Genomic DNA, 21,266 nt, shown 5'->3' with positions numbered 1-21,266 from the left:
AATATATTAAATTATAATACAATTAAGGGGTGATATGGGGGAATTCAAACTCGAAGTTCTTAAGACCATGGGTACACTGATAACAATTGCATTCGGCCTAATAGAGGTTCTTGCCTGGAACGAGGCCATAAAGGCACTTATAACACAGTTCTTCAAGGCGGGCAATGAACTCACAGGACTATTTGTCTATGCACTCATTGTTACCTCCTTGCAGTCATTGCAACCATCCTAATTGCAAGGAGCCTAGCTCATACGGGATAGTACTGCCTGAAGAGTGATTTACTAATCAATAATCTTTTATTTTAATATTAGGGACTTCCCTTGAAAATTCAGGATCAATGTAACTTATCTGTGTTTTTATTATTTCCCTCATTTTAATGGCCGGATCAAGGCAATACATTTCAAAATCTTTCTTGTCTATATTCTCAGGATGCTTCACATGGGGAAATATCAACTTAAGGTAAGCTGTTGCCAATTTAATTATAGCATTTTTATCCCTTGTATCTGCATCTTTAGGCACATGAACTAGTTTTTCGACTATATTTCTGAATTGAGAGTCTGTCCTAAGTTCATGTAGAATCTCTGAGAAATACTCCACATTTAGAGCATACCCCCTTATTATAAGATCTTCTCTCATTCTAGGAAGTTTCCATCCTTCAATAAACCCATGGAACCTATCCAAGAGTGCGGGGTCATTGAAAAACTTGTGTAAATTAGCAAAGTACCTGTTATCAACGGGTTTCCTTTCCTGTGTAAGGGGAATGTTTCCAAGGACCATTAAACCTGCTGAGGATTCACCTTTATAATTAGCCACAGAAAATGTACCTGATTCTAAGTAATTCTTTAAGGCGCCACGTAACTCACTTTCATCTGTAAATTTTATTGTTTCAACTTCATCTATCGCAACAAAATCGTAAAGAGTTAGTAATCCAGGAGTTTTTCTTGAAATGTCATACAAAAGTTTGGCTCTACTTATAACGCCGCCACTGATTACCCATCCGTATTTGCTCAGGTTATTGAAAACATAGGATTTTCCAGTCCCCTTGGGGGCCAATTCAAACATGTTAAGATTTGGTTCTACAAAAATCAGCAACCTTGATATAAAGAGAAGTTTCTGTTGTAGACTTTCAAAGCCCTCTGGATTGTACTCCATTGACCTAATCAACAAATCAATCCATTCTGCAATTGTGAAGTCATTCCTCTTTTGTTTGAAATATTCCAGATCAACTTCATAGGGTTTGAATGACTTATAATCTACTATCTCTATAAAGCCCATTTTCCCATTATCTGGAGGACTATATGAAAGTTTTACTACACCCCAAACCTCTCCACCTTTCAATTCGGGGTGCTTCTCAGCAATATAGTTTGGAACTATACCCTCATTAGGACCGATCCCTAAATCAGGAATAGAAAATTTTATAACACCACTCCTTATATCCGGTTCAATTATAATCCTTGACAATAAGGTTATAGGGATGTAATCATTAATTAATGTCCCTTTAATAATTTTTTTATTTTTTTGAGCTATATGCCTGTTTAAAAAGAGTCTCAAATTTTCTTCATCAATTTTTCCCTCTTGAGTGCTGTTCCTCTGGATTAACCAGTCCTTTACGAAGGAGGGTAGATTATATCCTGAGAATACACCGTATATCTCAGGATTCTTTAGAACAGATTCCATTGGAAATTTCTCTTTAATTTTAAAGTCAAGCATGTTCATATAAGCTCCCTCTCCCTAAATCCTCCTTTTAAATTAACCCTAAGATCCAATGTTTGTTTATTAATTTTTAACTTGATTTTATATAACTGTGGTCTTAGGTCACCTAACTGTGATAGATCTACCTGGTAATAACCATCGCCCCTATTTTCGACAACCAAGGTTTTGTTTTCAATTAAAGCTTCTGGTATTTTAGTTGGAACGGGGGATAATCTGAAAGTGACCACGGGATTACTGATATCAGCATCTAATTCAGCTGTTTCAAGGGTGTAAGTGACTTCTTCTCCAGCCTTTATTATTCTGAAATATGGAACTAGAACTTCTTCAGGAGTTGCGCCTCCGTGTGTCTCCCTAGATGGTACATTAGATAACGAAACATGCTTTAATGCCACTAAAACGTTTTTATCGGAGCATTCAGACTTTAAAGTTATATAATATTTATCATTCAAGTCCTCATTATTATCCATCCAGAGGTATCTGCCCTCATGCTGGGCATCATCAAAATCAAGAATTTTATCATTAAACTTACTTAAAGTCAAAAAGCTAAACCCATGGTCTGAGTAGATGTTGATAACCCCATGGTCGTTAATGGTGATTTCATCTTTAATTTTCTTTATGATCTGTTTAATTATTTCAAGTTCTTCTATTAACGTTTTCGGATGTTTATAATGGTTATTGTGTATATAGCCGTCTAGATCCCCAAATTTCTCAAAAGGATATTTGTTACATTTTGTAATGCTTGGTAAATCAACGCGACAAATTTGTGCTTCAACTAAATAGTTTTCGCCTAGATATTCATCTAGCAAATAATACACAAATGGAAGCCACTCGGCACCCAGACCATCAATCCAATAATTAACTCCATTTGGATCTATTTTGGGCTTTTCAATAGTATAAAACCAATCAAAAAAGGAATTCTTGTCTTTATTCTTTTCTTCAATAAGTGATTTTAAATTTTCCGAGAAATCATTCCTAATTTTGCACATATTGTACTCTTTGAAATATTCTAATAACCATCCATCAGAATTCAATATGGGCTTTAAATTATCCCAACCATAATAAGAGTAGAGTTCAGGAAAACAGTCCTTTAGATGATGTCTAATGGATCCTAAATCCATTTCCATGACATTATTTATAACAAATTCTTTTTCGGCTGTGGATATTCCCGTAATATAAGGTGTCTGATCTTTTAGAGGAAGATCTTTGATCCTTTCCAAAGCACCTTTAATTTTACTCTCATCTATCTTCGGAATCCTTTTTAATATCTCTTTCCTCTCAAGATAGAAGCTTTCAATGTTTTCAAGGCCGAATATTTCAAGCCAAAGTAATTCAATTAGTTCACTATTTTCTAGGCCATCCATTTTGGTAAAGCAGTGTTTTAGATATATTTTATCCTCTAAAAATTGTGAAACATAATTCTTTAAGATCCACTTATAAAATTTGTCTGGTTCACTTAAGAAGTATTCCACAAAATCAGCGGCCTTTAATTTATTCAAATCCATAATATTAAAATGATCCTTAATCAAAGATGTCGTACTTACAACACCTCTCTTATTGAATATCTTGATAAGTCTATTCCAATAATTAGAATCTTTTTCATAAAAAGGCAATTCAAATTTTTCACCAAATATTGTCTCGACGAACTCCTTTTGATTCTTTATAATTTTTAAGTTAAATATTTCGTCAGGAAGCCATTTAGAATGAAAAACCTGAATAACCTTTGAAAAAGAAAGAACCTTCAGAGTTCCTGGATTTCTCCATAAGTTGAACCAGTCCGTCGTATTTTTGATTATTTCAAATTCTGGGAGCTGCAGCGTATCATCAAAATTAAATGTAGCATGATATATCGTAACAGGTTCTATATCCCCAATAAGCTTCCAGATGGGAGCCCATTCGTCTTTTCTGTAGAATTCATCAATAAACTCCTTCTTAAATCTTTTATAAAGTCCGACAAGGGGAATGTATATTCTCGAGTAATCATTGGTCTCTATTTCAGACAAGGCCTTTAGAAGACCATAAAAGTCATTAGTTGGGGTGAACCTGAGGAATTCTGAAAGAGGAACAATTACAAGCCTTGAATCCTCCTTCAACTTATTCTTTATTTCCAGGAGGATACTATCCTTTGTAAGCCACTGCATGTTATCCAGCAGGGAATCAAGGAATACAACATCTGAAAAATTTTTTAAATGTTCGATTACTTCATTTAATTCCTCAAATGAATTCAAAAAAATGAATCTAACAGGGTACCTGTTTTTAGAGTTTTTGTCCTCCTCAATCTCCAAAAAAAGATCATTGAAAGAGTTAAACTCTTTCAGGTTGGAATGCATGCCTTATTCCCCCATTAATCTTCTTAATGGACCTATAATTGAAGGATTCTCATCCACGAGCCTTCGGAGTATATTCTTCAATTTTTCAGGGTCTAGCTCATTAATCCTATCTTTTATTTTTTTTATTTCATTCTCAGGCAGTTCAGGCTCGGGTTCAGTTTCAGTTTCTGAGGACTTTGGAGGTTCCGAAGGCTTAGGGGGATGGGTAACGGTCCTTATATACCAATCTTTAACCTTATCTTTAACATCCTTCTCTTCCCAGGACCCTATATCCTCCTGCATATGATGCTTAAGGTAGTCCATTATTTCATAGTAATTTATTATTATATCTCCATTTTCTTCTAGGTGTGATTTAAGCCATTTTCTGAATACAAAGGTCCAAAGATCTTCTTTTTGCGATAAAACCTTTTGTATATGGCTCTTAAGATCAAGTTCAAAACCTTCTATTTCAGTGAGGATCCTCCCTATTTTCTCCGAGTTTATTTCGGTATCGTTAGACCTCGTAAATTCAAAAATCAGGTTAAATATCTTTTCAAACTTCTCAGGCTGATTAGACTCTCCGCACTTAAAGAGCCATAAGGGAGTATCTCGTTCTTTAACCCATTCCTTGATTTTCCATTTAACCTCATTTAGGCTAGTAATGTCCTCAAGGTCAAATATATCAGATAATAATCTAATCAATTTCTTTTCATCTTCAGAACCGCATCGAACATTAAGTTTCTCTCTGTTTCTATTGTTTTCCCAGTATTCGAATATTTCAATGACTTTATCCCTCATTCGCTCTTTGGTAACTTGTATCCCAGATCCCGCTTCGAATAACTGGTCAACATATTTTCTCATTAAAAATGATAGGGCTGCTATGTTAATTTTAGATTTATATAGTCCATAGGGTGGTTTCGACAAGAATTTGAGTACATCGCCCAAATTGAAGACACCGTCGCCCTCATTTTCGATTGCTTTCCCTATTTCTCTATCCATTACAATAAGCGGATGTTCCCTGTTTACATCAACTTTAAAATTAAGATCGTTATCAACTATATAATTCTCATTATGGTCTTTTAATATGAGTCTCAGGGGCTTATTGGCGCCATCTTTAGTTTTTTCTTCTAAATCATCCCTATTTTCCGCGAATAAAAATATTTCTGCTGTTTTTGGAGATCTTTGAGTTTTCCAAATGTTCTTACTTTGCTTTGAGTTAACCGTTTCGAGTCCATGGGTAAAAATTTCCTTTGAGAGGAAATCCTCTATAAAGTTTCCGAATTTTGAAAATATTTGAGGATACTCATTTCCATTAAAGAAACAGGTTAAATAATCGTTTTGTATTTCACTAATCCACTTATCAATGATCTTTTTGGCATATTTCTCATTTTCCTCTTTATCATCCATATAGTTGTGCCTAGCAGCGATATTGCTCCTTGCCTTATACTCTAAAAATCTATCAAAGTTTTCTTCGCCAAGTTCATTTTTACTTACAACTAACAATTTATTTCGTAGATGATCCTCTTTAGATGCTTCGCTTAAATAAGACTCAATCTTGTTTATCTCTGTTCCATCTAATCCCAAAAACAATGCGATTTGCACAGCATGGTGTTTACTAAAGGCATTTTCAAGCTTGGAATGTAGATTAAACTTATTTGGAGGCAAGTCAAAAATATGGGTCTCAACTTCCCTCAAAGCATTTATACTGTTTAGTAATTCCTTTTTATGCTGATCACTTAAAACAATTGATACTTTGTTATAAGTCTCTTTAAGGGACTCCTTTTCTCTCTCTACCTCTTCGTAGGGTAATGTTGAAGTAGAGATAAGAAACATTCCATCAGGATTCTTGTTTACTATCTTTTCATTATCTATGTATTCTAAAACCTCCTTAATAGTATCCTCTTCTAAATAACCCTTGAATATATGGCAGATATTTTTCATTTCGGGTTTTAATATCGGTGTTTCCCCTAATTCAACAAGACGATATATAAGGTTCAGAAGTAGTAGCGCTTTAAAAATAGCAGAATAGTTCTCTCCAAGTCCATCAATCTTTTCCTGGTATAATTTATATCGTTCAATGATAGAATACACCTTTTCACTTTCAATTCTTTCAAAATCTTTAAAGAAGAAGTCCCACAAATGATCTGCAGTTAAAAATGGTCTCTCTGTCACATCGTTGGATAAGAAGGCCTTAAAACCACTTTCATCATCATATAGGAACTTAAATATGCTCCTTTCAGTGGACCCAATTTGACGAGCAATAATAGTCGCTATGTATGCAGTATATGGGTGTATGGGGAAAATGTTTTCAAGTGAAGATGTCGCATTATCTTCAATTTCAGTTATTCTGGCTATAACGTCTTCTATTCTACTTATATTTTGATTTTTAAGTGAGTTCCATGCCTCTGCGTCCTTCTTTTTTATAGTGTGCTCTATTAGGTGATATGTTGTAACACTTTCCATTGCGTACTCAAGGAGCTTAAACCTTCCAAGAATTTTTTCAATGTCCTCCTCTTTGCCTTTATTTTTTAGTTGATAGGGGGTTCTGTGTGATATTATAAAGAGGTATATTCCATGTTTCGGAGAGAGTTCCGCGATATTCTGAACTTCAGTTAAAAGGGGGCCAGAATTTTCTAAATCCATTATTCCAGTGAATTCATCCCAGAAAATAACAAGATTATCTGCTATGTTCCTCATTTTTAGTTCTTCATTAATTTCCTTAAGCCAGTCAGTTATATTCTCTCTTGCAATTATAATACCCTTGGAAGAAAGAATCTTTTCAATCTTTCTCTGTATTTCAATGTCTTCTTTTTCAAGTAAAGTGATTATACTATCTTTACTTCCATAGATCTCTATTTCTGTACCTTCAAAAAGACTCTCAAAATTTAAATGACCATTATTTAAAGATTCAATTAATTTTTCAAAATCAGTTTTTACGCTTAATTCATGTCCTTCCTCAGCCAGTGCTCTTCTAACAGACTTTTCAACAAGAAGAGCAAATTCTCGGGGGTCTGTAATGCCAGCGGTCCCTTTTATTACAACAGGAAATATTCTCTTTTTTTCTCTGAAAGATTTCAATCTAGCAGCTAACTGAGGTTCCTTAATTTCAAAATCCTCTAAAATTTTAGGATCATCTGACAAGAGGTGTTTAATAACTGCTGCTGCGTGACTCTTCCCTGTTCCATAGGTACCCTGAATCCATATGGATTGTCTATCTTCCACACGGTTACTTTCAAGTGCATTTAAAGTTTCGCCCAAAATTTTATAAAACCTTTTGTTAGGTATGAATGTTTTCCAGTAATCTTCTAGTTCATTTTCTAAGTCATAAGCTGGCTGAAATCTTTCATTTAAAGAAATTATGTCTGAATATAGCATTATAACCCCTCACAATATGTTTTGATTATATCTAAGGATGTCAAATCTTCTCTTAAACGGATGTTATCGAGATCAGCGACTAGATCAACACTTAAAATCCTCTGTCCTTCTTGCAAACCTCTTAATATTCGTTCAAAATTGTTTTTTGATAATCCAAATATTTTATAGGGTCCTCCTTCAAAATCGTTTTCAAAAAGCTCGGATACTGTGAAGTTTCTCCTTGAACTGTTTTCAGCTAGTTTATAAAGGGAATAAGCTACAACATATGAGTTAATATCACTAACACCTACTTTATGAATTGACTTAACTGTCCTGCCCTTTTTTTCTATAACGCCAATACCTAATTTATCACCTAATGGCGAGTTATCAAACATGTTTACCATGGCATCTATGGGATTACCTATTGTGCCTTTACTGTACTCTGGATAATCTAAGCCCATCTTTTCTTTTAACTCGTTTTTATTAGTTATTTTACCCCAAGGAATCTTATTCAAATACCAATTAACTACCATTGAATTGTAATACATGTTATTCCATATTATAAGCCAAGCGGATGATTTGTCCTTCTTGTAAATTTCTCTTAAGTAGTTTCCAAGATCAGTGCTAACTTTTTTCTTTTCGTCAATCAATTCAGCGTCTATAAGCCATCTTAATACGGCAGGTACTTGTTTGGGCCCTAAAGTATTGTTAGAAAGCCATTCATCTCCTAGAACAAAAAAGTCGTTTAACCATTCCTGCCTAAGACCAAATGTTGAGTATTTATCTATTCCGCCGGTTCTTTTTTTCATCTTAATACCCCCTACAGAATTATAGACTGATGCTGCAATTATACAGCCATTTTTTGAGAAATATAGACATTTATGACACTTTTTACAGAAGTTGGAATTCACATTCAATTTATCAACTGTTTCTAAAGCAAAATTAGGGCACTCAGCCTGACATAAGCCACAATTAACACAGAATGTTGTTTTATAGAGAATCTTCCTAATCTTCGATTTAACTGTTGGATTTTCAATATTCCATACTTCGATTATTTGTTTCTCTGAATTTGAATTCTTAATTTTAAAGTCAACCTTACTATCATCAATCCTTATTTCACCCGACAACTCGCCTTTATTTTCGCGATAATTTCGATCTCCAAGGACTTTACACCATTCAAGAAAACTTTGCCTTGGATTGTTAATGGTTCCTTTAATCTTATCAGAGTCTTCAGAGATTATTATGTTCGATTCCAAATCTAATCCCAGGCCTCCAGCCCTTTTCTTCCATTCACCGTTAGCAATGAACTTCTTCACATTCTTCTCAGGAACCCCCCTTATATTAGCGTAATTTTTGATGAACGAAATATAATGCTCTAAAGATTCTTTTTCAAGGTTATAATTGATGAATTCTGTCCAAACTGAAGAATATGGGCATAAAATGCATCCGACTCTACTTAAACCCCATCTATAAGCCTGGTTTAAGTTTAAACCTCTATAAAAAAGATAAAGGTAAACCTCAGTTATATTCCAATCGAGTATAGGACGTGCATTTATAATAGCCGAGTGTTTGACTTCACCTTCAATTCGCGAATAGGTAGACCTTTTGGAGCTTTCCTCTGATCTAACACCCTCAAAAACTATGACCTCCGAATAATCTTTTAGGATTTTCTTTAAAAGATTTTTAAAAGGAGCTGTTTTTAGTGCATCGGTACACCATCTCTTAAACCTGCTAGGTAACCCTGCATATTTAATTAGTTCCGATGCGGATTTAGGAGGTTTAGCTGTTTTAAATTTTAGTTTGGGATATTTGTTAAGATACTCCTCCTTAGTTCTCTGAACATTTTCGTAAGTAAAGCTGTTTTCAAGTGTGGTATCTGAAAATATAACGATTAAGTCATCAGGCGGAATTACACGAGTTACCAGGTCAAGTATAACCTGAGAGTCCTTTCCGCCGCTATATGAAACCGTGAAAATAGAATCATTCTTATAAATATTATAGACGCCTTGAATAAAGTCCATCGCCTCATTTTCTAAAACAAAAAGTTTGTCTTTATTCTTTTTTACCAATTTTTTGATATTTATAGGCTCTATTTCTATTTTTTGATCATTTAAGAATTCTATTTTTGGTTTTTCAAAGAAATTTCCGCCTTTAGTTTTGGCAATAACTTCACCCTTATAATAATAATTGCGTCCAATTGCCCATAGTAATGGTTCTTCAGATTTTGGATAGTCCATCCATTCATCAAAACCTAAAAGGTCAAGTTCCTCAAAAAACACTGGTCTGGGAGGACTAACACCAAAATGGCTTTCTGTTAAAATTACAAAGTTTTCACTCATATCCCATTTTAAGTTATATATTTTATACACGCCCCTTCAATGTAAGACTATTGTCTAGATTAGTAAACTTTGAAGATTAAATACATCGCTTTAATTATGCACTTTTAATTAAAAAAGGATTTCTTTTAGGCAATTTTAGAAATATATATTTAGAAAAAGATAGAGATATACACAGTTTAAAAATGTAATGCCAATTAAATAATAGCTATTGTTATTATTTATTTAATTAAAGATGAAGGGGGTGAATCAATGAAAGCAGGGGAAAAATTAAGTGGGGGAATCTTAGAAATCATACAAGACAATGATGAGATAAAAAGGGCTCAACGTAAATTCTCAAATATTCTAATGAAAAGAGCTGACAAAGTCGTTGTGGGGAGAGCGGGCTTTCAGGGTGGTGAAGAGAAAGGGAAGGTTTACTGGATGTCGGACCTCAAAATATGGTACATGACCCGTTTCATCGAGGGAAGCAGGTACTGGAACGGTTTTGGGACGGATGAACCTGCTGAGGGTGAAAACAGGACAATCATCTGTGAGATAAACTTCCCTCCTGAAGGCATAGATCGTAGAATAGGAGCTGCATTTGCACGTGACCTCGATGGAAACTACTACGTGGTCCACAGGGGCAAACTCGGAGGTAATTACAGTAAGAAATTTTTTGAGGATAATTATAGTGGCGAGTGGACAGAAGTGGTTGATGGTGACAGGAAAACCGGGGTTGTGGTAATAGGACCCCTTGACGAGACACTCCCTGAGAATATAAGGGACTTTGTATATGAGGTTAAAAGGATAAAATCCAGTGAAACTTCCAGAAAATTAAACAAGTGCCTCAATGAGTGGAAAGCGATTGTAGATGCTCTAGGAGAAGGAAAACAAACCATACTTATAAGAAAATATGGCACAAATATAAATGAATTTTTATTGTATCCGACGGTGAACTATACTAAAAATGACAATTATTTAGATGCCTTCAAAAAAGAGTACCGTGATTTTGTCATTGAAAAGAGTATTCCTGAAACTCAGAACAATTTACCTGCCATAAAATATTTCGCTAAAGTTGTTGATGTAATAAACATCTCCCCAACAATTTTAGGCAAAATTAACAGCTACCATATATGGAGTCCAAAGCACGTAAAATCTTTTATTGAATCAAACGCTTATTTATGGATTATCAGAGTTTACAGACTAAAAGAACCTGTTTTCACTGAAAAAACCGGTGGGATCATTTATGCTAGGACAGCGAAAGAGGTAGACATTGAAAATGCTGAACCAGTCCTAGGAGACGAGGTTTTTTATAAAATTTTAAGCGAAATTAGGAAAAAAGTTTCGGAAGAAGATGATAATGATATCTCCAACCCATCAGGACCTGATTTAATAGGTAGAGGAATTAATTACTACAATTATCTTAAAAACAAGGGATACCACTTCAAACCTGAACTCATCGAGAACTTCCTCCTCTCACTCAAGGTGAAGCCCTTCGTGATCCTCACAGGTAACTCAGGTACAGGTAAGACGAAGATCGCCCAGCTCTACGGCCAGTACATCTCAACCCCTGAGAGCAAGAGGTATCTCATTGTACCCGTGGGTGCCAACTGGACCGAGAAGAGGCACATATTCGGTTACCTCAACATCATGACAGGTAAATACCAGAGCACACCTGCCCTGGACTTCATAATGAGGGCCTCAGAGGACCCCGAAAATCCATACATACTCATACTCGATGAGATGAACCTCTCACACGTGGAACGCTACTTCTCAGACTTCCTCTCAGCCCTCGAGAGTGGTGAACCGGTACCCCTCCATGACGACCCTGACTGTGGCTTCCCCTCAGAGATAGCACTCCCAGAGAACCTCCTGGTTGTCGGTACCGTGAACGTGGATGAGACAACCTACATGTTCTCACCCAAGGTCCTCGACCGTGCCAACACCATAGAATTCGAGACCCTGAACCCCAGGGAATACCTCATGGAGGAGGGGGAACCTGAAAAACCTGCGGGGGACCTGAAATTCCTGGAGGACCCCCTCAACCATGACACAGGTGACGCCGAGGACCTGGGCGGCATCCGTGATGACCTGGTCCGTGAACTCAGCCTCTTCCATGAGAAACTTCAGGGGGCAGGCTTTGACTTCGGTTTCAGGGTCACCATGGAGGTACTGGAATTCATGCACGCCGCATGGGTGTACGAGGGAAAACCCACAGAATGGGAAAACTGGGAGCGCTACCTGGACGCCCAGATCAAACAGAAGATCCTGCCCAAGATCCACGGCCCGGAGAGGCTCCTGAGGGACACCCTCAATGAGCTTATGGAACACTGCGAGGGGAGATTCCCTGAATCCCATGATAAACTGAGGGAAATGGTGGATACGCTGAGGATCCAGCGCTACGTATCATTCATAAGGTAGTTGAAGATGGACTCCGAGATTATCATAGAGTTTCAGCTTGGCACCCTGAGGATCCGGGGCGGCCCGGCCCCAGGTGAGATACCTGAGAGGACCATCGAGGTTAACGGTTACCCTGTGAGTCTCATAAACGTCCCCGAGGTTGAAAGACCGGGTCTCAACCCAATCGAGCACTGCCCGTACTATGATAACCTCTCAGAGATCATGCTGCTTGAGGAGACCGAGTACCATGTACTCTTTGAGGGTTCAGGTGAATGTGATGTCCTTCCCTCCCTGAAGAGGGATGCTGTATTCCAGGAGCTCAGGTTTCAGTTAGAAGAAAAATCGGCGGGTTTCCTCAACTTCAGGAGCTACGCCGGCAAGTCCTTCCTTGATGTCTCCTCCGGTGACCTCCATGAGGCCATACCCGTCGAGGTGCGCTCAAAGAAGATAAACTACCATGAACAGTACCCTGCAATGCTCTCGGACCTTTCAGATGAGATAACATCCCTCATACTGAACTCCGATTCCCCAATATTCCAGAGGTTCACCGTGAATGACCACTCTGCAGGAACGCTCTACGAGGACTTCCTCATCCTTGAGCATATATTCAGGCCCGAGAACCTCCATGCAGCTGCAGAGCACATAAATCAGATGTACTCATCGGGCCTCCGGCGGGAGGTTGAACTGGTGCCTGCAGGACTGGCCGCCACCGTTGACCCTGAGGAGATCATATCCGTGATTTCCACCCCGGGCAGCATTGATGGGGGTATCCCCAGGGTACTCCCGGAGGTGAGGCTCCATGAGACCCCTGACATCCCCGAGAACCGGTTCTACAGGTACTTTCTTGAGTCGCTTGAGGACCTTATCCTGAGGCTACTTGAAACAGCCCCTGAGGGTTACATAGGGGACTCCCTGGAGGGGTTCCTTGATGATGTGAGGGGTTTCCTCTCTGCCCGCTGGCTCATGGATGTGGGTGAACTCAGTGTTCTCCCCCTAAACTCACAGGTCCTCCAGAAGAGGGAGGGGTACAGGGATATACTCAGGTACTTCTTCATGCTGGACCTCTCACTGAGGTTCACCTGGGATGAACTTGAGGATGCCATCAGGGGCTTTGAGAGGAAGCTCAGCGAACTCTACGAGTACTGGTGCTACTTCAAACTCATAGGGATACTCAAGGATATAACCGGGGACTCAGTCAACCCCTCTGATATCTTCGACCTCAATGACTGGGGTGTGAGGCTCAGGAGGGGGATGTCCCTGCTGAGGTTCAGTATGGGGGATGTGGAACTCGCACTATCCTACAATGGAAGATTTGCCAGAAATACCCGTTGCAGTTCCTATTCACTCCCCTTCAGACCCGACTATTCACTGCTCGTGGATGTGGGGGAGTGCACCTACTTCATCCACCTTGATGCCAAGTACCGGTCAACCATTAACCCTGAGGACTTCTATGATATCGACCTCCGGGACGCCGAGGAGGAACTTGAAAGCCGTTACAGGGATGGGGACGTCTACAAGATGCACACCTACAAGGACGCCATACTCCACAGCATGGGGGCCTACATCCTCTACCCCGGCAGCAAAAGGGTGATATTCAATGAGGAAACCGGAGAGGTCCCTTCTGTGGGTGCATTCCCCATGAGGCCTGGTGAATTTACTGTGGATGAGAAGAGACTCCGCAATTTCATTGAGAGGGCCATCAGGAGAATAGCCAAAGAAAAATAAAGGAATTATTCAAAAAAAACAGGATCATCCGAGAAGGTCACCTAGCCTCTCGGCGCTCCTCTTCATCTCTATCCTGATCATCCCCAGGTTCACATCCACGTCGGTTATCACGACGAGGATCCCCTCACCGGCATCGATCATGAGGGTCTTACCACGTTTACCCTCAATCATGACCTGCTCGAGGGGCTCATGCTTTATCTCCTCGGCCGACCTCTCAGCTGTACCGAACACCGCTGAGGCCATTGCACCCACGAGTTCCGCGTCGATGTCACCTGAAACCTCACTCTCTATTATGAGACCGTCCTTTCCAACAACCAGGGATCCGTTAACACCGTTCACCCTTCCAAGGTCCTTGAGTATCCTCTCTATCAACTTTAAACCCCCTATTCAAACATCTTCCTCATGCACCTTCTTATTGTACCCTCAGCTGCACGGTCCCCCATGACGGTTTTGAGTTCACCTGTGAGGGCCTGGGCAGCCACAAGGTCTGTGTGTTTAACCTCTGCGCCCTCGATCCATTTCATGACATCATCGTTGAGCTGGGAGATCTTCCTGAGGGCTGCGTCCAGTTCCTCCTGTTCATCAAGGAGGTGCATTGACCTTGCGCTTTTCACCAGGAGTTCAGGGTTCATGGCCCTGGCCATTCCATCAACACCTGATGTCTCAACCAGGGATGCCATGGTCTGGAGTGTCATGAGTATCTGCTTCTCAACCATCTCCTCAGGGGCCTTTATTATCTGGGTACCCACATAGTAGTAGTCCAGGACACCTGCAAGTGCCACCGCAGTGACCAGGGAGCCCATATCTGCAACTGCTGAGGTCACATCCGCCGGGACCACGTAGGCTGTTTTACCTGTGCTCTCTGCGAGTTCAGCGCACCTTGATATCTGTTCATCTGTTGCAATGTCAAGTTCCGCTGTGGGCCTCCCGCCTATAACGTAGTGTTCGTGCTGCGGTGTCCCTGGCACAGCCGCAGGGTGCATTGAGGACACACCTATATCTGTTCTGTCCATTTTTAATTCTTTTTCGAGGACGTAGTACAGCACCACCGGTGATACCGTACAGGTGTTGGCTATAACTGCCCCCTCTGGTAGCTCAGGGAGTATCTCCCTGGCTATATTTATGGTTCCCTTTCCGAAGGGTGTGAAGAGCACTGCAACATCGGCTTCAGCTGCGGCCTCCTTATCGTTATCTGTGACAGTTACACCTGCTTCCTCAACAAGGTTCCAGTGTTCATCTTCCAGTACATCCCTTACAGGTTCCGCAAGTGTAACCTCGTGTCCGGCCTGTGCGAATTCCATGGCCATTCTGCTTCCGCCGTATGGAGCCTCCCCGCCGTACTTTTCAGGGAGGTTCAGTTCCTCAGTATATAATTTCTGATTACCAGCACCGTAAACTGTCACCTTCATTGTTATCACTCTTTCATGTGAAAGTCTCCAGAAGAAAAAATAGATTATAGAAAATCACCCTATTAAAGTTTTTCCATGAATGGGTAGATAATATCATGTTATTACTTATTCGGGACATTGATATTCTGTTATTAGTTATTCGAAACATTAAATGGAGTTTTAATCTGAAAGATTTCATTTTTCATGCCTGAAAGGTTATAAATAATCCACGATATAGAAGTAGTATCCAGTTCATGCTTTCCTCAAGGGGGTTCCAAAGTGAAAGATCTTCAGAAAGGTTTCAGGGTACTGTCTGAGATTATCATCCTTGTTCTCCTTGGACTTGACGGGCTGTCACTCATTATCAGCACATTCCTTCCATTTCAGCCCGGGACATTCTCAAGGATAGTCCTCCTGGACCTCCTAACCAGTATCACGGTTGTAACAGCCTACATCCTCCAGCCGGGGGTCCGCGACAGGTGGAACATTCCCGTTGTGATGGTGCCCTTCTACTTCATTGGCGTGAACATCCTGGGGGTGAACCCTGATTCTGTCATACTTGCAGTTCTGAACCTCATAAAGGTTGTGGGGCTCTTCATCGCATTCAGGGACCTTGCAGGGTCTGTTGGGGAGTTCATAAGGACCAGCCGCCTGGGCTATGGCCTGGGACTATTTGTATCTGTACTGTTCGTATTCACAATCGTATTCTACCTGGTTGAGAGTCCCGTGAATCCCCTTGTAAGGACATATGAGGACTCATTATGGTACGTCCTCCAGACCATCACAACTGTGGGCTACGGTGATATAATACCTGTAACAGCCCCTGGAAGGCTGACCGGTGTGGTCATAATGATCAGTGCCATTGCATCCACAAGCCTCATAACCGCTTCTGCGACATCCACACTCCTTGAGACCCTCCGGAGGGAGCAGGAGAGGATAGACTCCACACGGAGGGATGAGTTCAGGATTCTACGTGATAAGCTGGATGAACTGGAAATGAAGATTGAGAGAATAGAGGACATGCTGGAAAAACACAGATGAAGACTAACCCTAAAAACAAAGACAAACCTACCAAAACGCAGATGAAGACTAACCAAAAAAACATATAAATTAAGCCTTCACGGCTGTCCCCGTGGCTGTCACAGCGAGAACCTCCCCGCCGAGACCCCTGAGCACCGTGACCTCAAGATCGATGTCAACCACCCCCACAGCCCCCATGGCCTCAGCATTCTGCAGCATGCGCTCAACAGCCAGCCTTCGAAGTTCTGTGATTTCATCAGGTTTCCCGACAGCCTCCCCTGCGACTATACCAAGCATTTCACCTCCAGCATCATAGCCAAGGGGTATGGTCCCGTTCTTGGGTACCAGGAGGTCACCCACACCCTTACCTGCGAGTCCAAGAAGGTATGTTATGATCGCTGCGAGGAGGAAGTTAACTGCTGTGGGGAATGCCGCCTGGAAGACCAGCATCAGACCACCAACCGTGAACACATTCCACTCAATGGGTTCAGCCGGAAAGAACCAGCCGTAGATGTTCACGGCAAAAAAGACAAGGATTGCACTTACAGCACCGGTACTTGCCCCGTACTTCCGCCCTGCAATGTATGACTCAACGAATCCCGCGAGGAGGGGGGATACTATGTACATGATGTTGAAGCCGAATATGACAAGCTGGAACCTTACAGAGAGGATGGCTGATAGGAGGCCCGCTGCAAGGCCCGCTGCAACCGCAATAACGGCCCACCTGTACCTTCCCAGGGACAACATCCCGGTTCACTCCTCAAGGGACACCGCTGTCCCGGTGGCGGATACGAGGATCGTGTTCCCCATTGTACCCCCAAGGTTATGGTAGTCAATCCTCACCCCTATAATTGCGTCAGCTCCCAGCTTGCCGGCGGCCTCCCTCATGGAGGACAGGGCCAGTTCCCTTGCCCTTGCAAGTTCCCTCTCATAGGCCGATGTCCTGCCACCAACAACGTCCCTCACACCCGAAAAGAGGTCCTTGTATATGTTGGCCCCTATGAGCGCATCCCCGGTCACGATACCATGGTACCTGCCTATCACCTTACCCTCAACGGTATTCGACGTTAACATGAGCATAACTAACACCACACTCTAACCATACCCTCTTCGTACTCTCATATGCGAATAGCTCCCCATCAATAACACCCACTCTAACTATATCCATAATGGGATAGATAGTTAACTATGTGGATAAAGGGGGTTGATATGAGGGAATACTTTTTTCTGCTCCTAATCGCTGTGGCCGTTGCTGTCTCAGGCTGTACCGTCACAACCGAGGGCAACAATACGGTCCCGGACGTTCCATACAAGACGTACTCTGATAGTGAGATATCATTCAGGTACCTTGCCAGCTGGACCTCAGAGAACCTGACGGTTGCAAGTCCAAACAGCATCGCAGCGGTCGCTGACCCATCAGGGGTGGATGATGCAGGTAACCTTGAGACCGTGGTCATCATACAGAGCATACCGCTGCCAGCAGAGAGGACCCTGAAGGACGTCTATGATGAAACCTACCGGGCCTTTTCAGGTGAGCCGGGTTACAGGCTGATCTCCGAGAGGACCCTCACCGTTGACGGTGTAACCGCATATGAGAACATACACACCATCAACGTGGATGGGGTGACGAAACAGGAACGTGCAACCTGGCTTGAGAAGAACGGGAGGATCTACGTCATACTATGCGGAAAAACGCCTGAGAGGTTCGATTCTGAAAAGAGGAACTTTGACCTTATCACCTACTCCTTCCAGGTGAAGTGATGAGAACCCTCACATCATTTCCTATCACTGCATCAATATCCAGAGTTAAGTGATGAGGCCCATTCCCATTCTTTTTCTGGTTATCGTATCTGTATCATGCTGCACAGCAGGCTACAGGGTCTTTGAGAACCATGAGATCATACTCCACTATTCCGCATCCTGGAGGCAGGTCTCCTTCATCCACCCCCATATGAGGTGGAGCAGGGCTATGAGTATGCCATCACCGTTTCAGAGCCCGGCGGGGAACTCAGGACCATGGTCACGGTTGAAAAGCTGAAGGCTGACTACAGGTTCCCTGTACCGGATAATCTCACAGGCGAAAGGAAGGTCACAGTGAACGGCTACCAGGGGGTTGAGTTCATTTACCCTGAAAATGGTAGCATGGTGAGGGCCACCATAATTGTTACCCCCATTGGGCGGTATGCGGTGATACGCAGGGCAGATAGGGGTGACTTTGAGATGGAGAAGGAAAACTTCGACCTTGTAACATACTCATTCAGGGTGAAGAAGTGAAACTTAAAGGGTCCCGTAGAGCCCTGATACATGTTCACATATGGAGTGGAAGGTGCACCACCTGCAGAAATCGTTCTTCCTTGCAGGGAACTCCTCCCTCCTCACCCTACATGCAACCTCAATGAGAACTGCTTCAACATCATCAAGGGGCTCTATCTCATGCCACTCTGAATCCTCAAAGGTGTAGGCAAGGAAGCCATCAAAGTCCTCTTCAAGGGCGTGCCTGTAGAGTCCAAGCTGAAGAGAAATATCAGTCGCCTCTATACCCTCCCCTGTCATTGCCTTGAAGTCAACGAGTTCCAGTCCGCCATTGGAGTTTTCTATGATGAGGTCTGTCTGACCTGTCAGCATGAAACCATCCCTCATTATACTGAAGGGTTTCTCTGCAGAGATTATCCTGGCTGCACGGGACCTTATATCCTCAATGTAGCGTTTCAGTTTTGATTTAAAGGCATCAAACGCCTTCCTACTTAAATTCAGATCCCTCAGGGTCTCTGATGCCAGTTCATGTATATAGCCATCGGTTATGGCCTCACCCCTCATGAGGCGCCTGTTTATCCTCCTGAGACACTCATGGACCGCCATACCATATAACTGGTTCCTGGTTGAGGGGACATCGAAGCCGTACTCATAGAGCATCATGTACCTGAAGGGGCATATGAGGTAGGTTTTGAGTTCCGTGAAGCTCATCCTGAAGGTATCCACGGATTCGATATCTTCCACCTGGCAGCTGTTCTTTATGACCTCTATCCTGGCGTCTTCAGGGTCTATCCTCCCCAGTTTATCACTTGTTATCCTTGCAGCTGATAGGAGGTCCTCTATGAAGGGCGAATACCCCAGTCTTCCCCTGTGGTTCTCTGTCGCAGAGATTATCAGCATGTCCTGGGCCCTTGTCATCCCCACATAGAATAGCCTTCTCTCCTCAAGGATATCCCCTCTTCCAGTACTTTTTCTGAGTTCATCAGGGATGCTGAGGTCCTCCTTTTCATCTCTATTCTTCCTTGGCAGCTTGCCATTGAACACGGAACAGATTATGACAACGGGAAACTCAAGGCCCTTTGCCCTGTGCATGGTCATGACATTGACCGAGTAGGGGTTGTCAAGGAGGATCTGGTCGTACTTCTTAACGCTTCCGGTCATTGCCATCCTCACAAACTCCATGAGGCCTTCGACAGTGGGCTTCGATGATACCATCTCATAGTCCTTGATTATTGAACTGAACCTTGCAAGGTTGTAGAGCTTCTCCCTTGACTCATCATCACCCCTTTCAAGGAGCCTGTGGGGGTATCTGCTGATCTCAAGGATCTCATAGTACCTCTCAAGGACGCCGAGTTCACTGTCTATGAGGCTGTTGAGGGCGACGAGTTTTTCAATATCATCCTGATCAGTAAAACCAGCCTCCCTGAATTCTTCGTGGGTTCTGAGTGACCTGAAGCCCTCATCACCCATATTTCTGATTACATCAACGGTTTCAGCGGTGAGGTCCATGAATTCACTCTCAAAGTGTTCGGTGTTTTCATTGCTCAGTCTGATTATCCTACGCCTTATACTCCTTGTGTGGTGGAGGAGCTGTATGATGTAGAGTATCTCCTCCCTGTCAAAGAATCCGCCCTCCCCATAGACGTTGAAGGGTATGCCTTCCCTTCTTAGTTCATTCATTATCTCGACTGCATCGTGTTTAACACTCCTGAAGAGGAGCGTCACGTATCCCTGGTGGGGAACCACATCGTGGTCCACGAGGGCCCTTATTATGCTGACTATGTTTCCTGGTTCATCCTGGTGGGTGGGGTTGTCGAGGATGAAGACCCTGTTTTTTGAGTTCCTCACTGGCCTTATGGTCTTGGGGTAGTCCCTGTACCCCTCCATGAACCTCTGGGTGACGTCCACTATGCTGGGGACTGAGCGGAAGTTCCTCTCCAGCATCACAACCTCTGCATCGTACTTGTCCTCGAAGCCCAGGAAGTTCTCTGGTGTGGACCCCCTGAAGCCGTAGATGCTCTGGTCCTCATCGCCAACTGCGAATATGTTTTTCTCCTCACCTGCAAGGAGCTCCAGGAACCTCTCCTGTATGGGGTTGGTGTCCTGGTACTCGTCAACCATGAGGAACCTGTACCTTGATCTGAGGTCCTGGAGGACCCCCTCCTCATTTTCAAGGAGTTTTACGACCTGCCACTGCATCCCTGAGAAGTCCAGGACCCTCTTTTCCTCCATGAGTTTGAGGTACTTACCATATGCCTCTGCAGCGACGACATCTGTCTTTTTTGAACCATTGGAGCGGTGGTATTCCAGGAGTGTCTCCGCTTCGATCATATTTTCCTGGCATTCACTGAAAAAGGTCTGGATTTTAAGAAATCGTTCCCGGGGGGTGTGCCTCAATCCAAGTTCTTCCCTGTGGTCGTAGATGAACATTAGCTGTTTTTCCTCATCCAGGACATGGAAGTGGGAACCCAGGGGGTGGTGGTCAGGGTACATGCGTAGTATGCGGTTGCAGAATGAGTGTATGGTTGATATCTGCATCTCCTCTGCCCTTGAACCCACACGCCCGAGTATCCTCTCCTTAAGCTCATCGGCAGCCTTCTTTGTGAAGGTTATCACCACGAGGCTTCCTGGGTCAACCCCCCTTTTCTCCATGAGGTTGGCCACCCTCTCAACTATGATCCTTGTCTTCCCGGCCCCTGGCCCTGCAACAACCAGCATGGGGCCGGTGAAGTGTTCCACAGCCCTGCGCTGTTCATCTGTGAGCTGAATCTCCCCTCCCATTCACTGC

At 42.4% G+C, this 21,266-nt stretch carries 15 protein-coding genes; 6 read left to right on the top strand and 9 right to left on the bottom strand.

The window, feature by feature from the left end; genetic code table 11:
* Positions 1–34 precede the first annotated feature (34 nt).
* The gene (locus QFX30_RS00510; protein WP_367186114.1) at positions 35–232 is read left to right on the top strand and encodes a DUF5654 family protein; all 198 of its coding nucleotides are present in this window, start codon (positions 35–37) and stop codon (positions 230–232) included.
* 54 nt (positions 233–286) lie between these two features.
* On the opposite strand, the gene brxL is transcribed toward QFX30_RS00510, so the two are convergent.
* From brxL to QFX30_RS00490, 4 genes are read right to left on the bottom strand one after another with little or no spacing between them, the layout of a single operon-like run.
* Positions 287–1,717: a BREX system Lon protease-like protein BrxL gene (gene brxL, locus QFX30_RS00505; RefSeq protein WP_300486725.1), complete on the bottom strand. Its 1,431-nt coding sequence runs from the start codon at positions 1,715–1,717 to the stop codon at positions 287–289.
* Positions 1,714–3,996: a BREX-4 system phosphatase PglZ gene (pglZ, locus tag QFX30_RS00500; RefSeq protein ID WP_300486723.1), complete on the bottom strand. Its 2,283-nt coding sequence runs from the start codon at positions 3,994–3,996 to the stop codon at positions 1,714–1,716. The genes brxL and pglZ overlap by 4 nt, the downstream gene beginning before the upstream one ends.
* A 48-nt stretch (positions 3,997–4,044) precedes the next feature.
* Positions 4,045–7,395, bottom strand: a complete 3,351-nt coding sequence (locus QFX30_RS00495) for a hypothetical protein (RefSeq protein ID WP_300486721.1) — start codon at positions 7,393–7,395, stop codon at positions 4,045–4,047.
* Complete coding sequence (locus tag QFX30_RS00490; protein ID WP_300486718.1) at positions 7,395–9,713, bottom strand: DUF4007 family protein; 2,319 nt, start codon at positions 9,711–9,713, stop codon at positions 7,395–7,397. The genes QFX30_RS00495 and QFX30_RS00490 overlap by 1 nt, the downstream gene beginning before the upstream one ends.
* Positions 9,714–10,058: 345 nt before the next feature.
* Between QFX30_RS00490 and QFX30_RS00485 the strand changes: the two genes are divergently transcribed.
* Together QFX30_RS00485 and QFX30_RS00480 are read left to right on the top strand one after the other, a co-directional pair.
* Positions 10,059–12,113 carry a DUF1802 family protein gene (locus QFX30_RS00485; RefSeq protein ID WP_300486715.1) on the top strand — a complete coding sequence of 685 codons (2,055 nt, stop codon included), beginning with the start codon at positions 10,059–10,061 and terminating at the stop codon, positions 12,111–12,113.
* A gap of 6 nt (positions 12,114–12,119) precedes the next feature.
* Entirely contained in the window at positions 12,120–13,817 is a 1,698-nt protein-coding gene (locus tag QFX30_RS00480) for a DUF2357 domain-containing protein (RefSeq protein WP_300486713.1), read from the top strand.
* Positions 13,818–13,841: 24 nt separating this feature from the next.
* Here QFX30_RS00480 and QFX30_RS00475 read toward each other — a convergent pair whose 3' ends face one another.
* Positions 13,842–14,189 carry a roadblock/LC7 domain-containing protein gene (locus tag QFX30_RS00475; RefSeq protein WP_300486711.1) on the bottom strand — a complete coding sequence of 116 codons (348 nt, stop codon included), beginning with the start codon at positions 14,187–14,189 and terminating at the stop codon, positions 13,842–13,844.
* Positions 14,190–14,200: 11 nt separating this feature from the next.
* On the bottom strand, positions 14,201–15,226 hold the full coding sequence (locus tag QFX30_RS00470) for a H(2)-dependent methylenetetrahydromethanopterin dehydrogenase-related protein (protein ID WP_300486708.1): 1,026 nt from the start codon (positions 15,224–15,226) through the stop codon (positions 14,201–14,203).
* Between the two features lie 258 nt (positions 15,227–15,484).
* On the opposite strand from QFX30_RS00470, the gene QFX30_RS00465 reads away from it, so the two are divergent.
* Positions 15,485–16,246 carry a potassium channel family protein gene (locus tag QFX30_RS00465; protein ID WP_300486705.1) on the top strand — a complete coding sequence of 254 codons (762 nt, stop codon included), beginning with the start codon at positions 15,485–15,487 and terminating at the stop codon, positions 16,244–16,246.
* Between the two features lie 69 nt (positions 16,247–16,315).
* Here QFX30_RS00465 and QFX30_RS00460 read toward each other — a convergent pair whose 3' ends face one another.
* Together QFX30_RS00460 and QFX30_RS00455 are read right to left on the bottom strand one after the other, a co-directional pair.
* Complete coding sequence (locus QFX30_RS00460) at positions 16,316–16,972, bottom strand: heavy metal-binding domain-containing protein (RefSeq protein WP_300486702.1); 657 nt, start codon at positions 16,970–16,972, stop codon at positions 16,316–16,318.
* Positions 16,973–16,978: 6 nt separating this feature from the next.
* The gene (locus QFX30_RS00455; protein WP_300486699.1) at positions 16,979–17,305 is read right to left on the bottom strand and encodes a YbjQ family protein; all 327 of its coding nucleotides are present in this window, start codon (positions 17,303–17,305) and stop codon (positions 16,979–16,981) included.
* A 129-nt stretch (positions 17,306–17,434) separates the two neighbouring features.
* On the opposite strand from QFX30_RS00455, the gene QFX30_RS00450 reads away from it, so the two are divergent.
* Positions 17,435–17,986: a PsbP-related protein gene (locus QFX30_RS00450; RefSeq protein WP_300486696.1), complete on the top strand. Its 552-nt coding sequence runs from the start codon at positions 17,435–17,437 to the stop codon at positions 17,984–17,986.
* Between the two features lie 195 nt (positions 17,987–18,181).
* Positions 18,182–18,499: a hypothetical protein gene (locus QFX30_RS00445; RefSeq protein WP_300486693.1), complete on the top strand. Its 318-nt coding sequence runs from the start codon at positions 18,182–18,184 to the stop codon at positions 18,497–18,499.
* A gap of 3 nt (positions 18,500–18,502) precedes the next feature.
* Here the strand turns inward: QFX30_RS00445 and QFX30_RS00440 are convergent, their stop codons facing one another.
* The gene (locus QFX30_RS00440) at positions 18,503–21,259 is read right to left on the bottom strand and encodes an ATP-dependent DNA helicase (protein WP_300486690.1); all 2,757 of its coding nucleotides are present in this window, start codon (positions 21,257–21,259) and stop codon (positions 18,503–18,505) included.
* Between the last annotated feature and the right edge of the window lie 7 nt (positions 21,260–21,266).

Source organism: Methanothermobacter sp. (assembly GCF_030055435.1).
Taxonomy (GTDB): domain Archaea; phylum Methanobacteriota; class Methanobacteria; order Methanobacteriales; family Methanothermobacteraceae; genus Methanothermobacter.
Note: the sequence above shows the minus strand (reverse complement) of the source record. Positions and strands in the feature narration are given on the sequence as shown.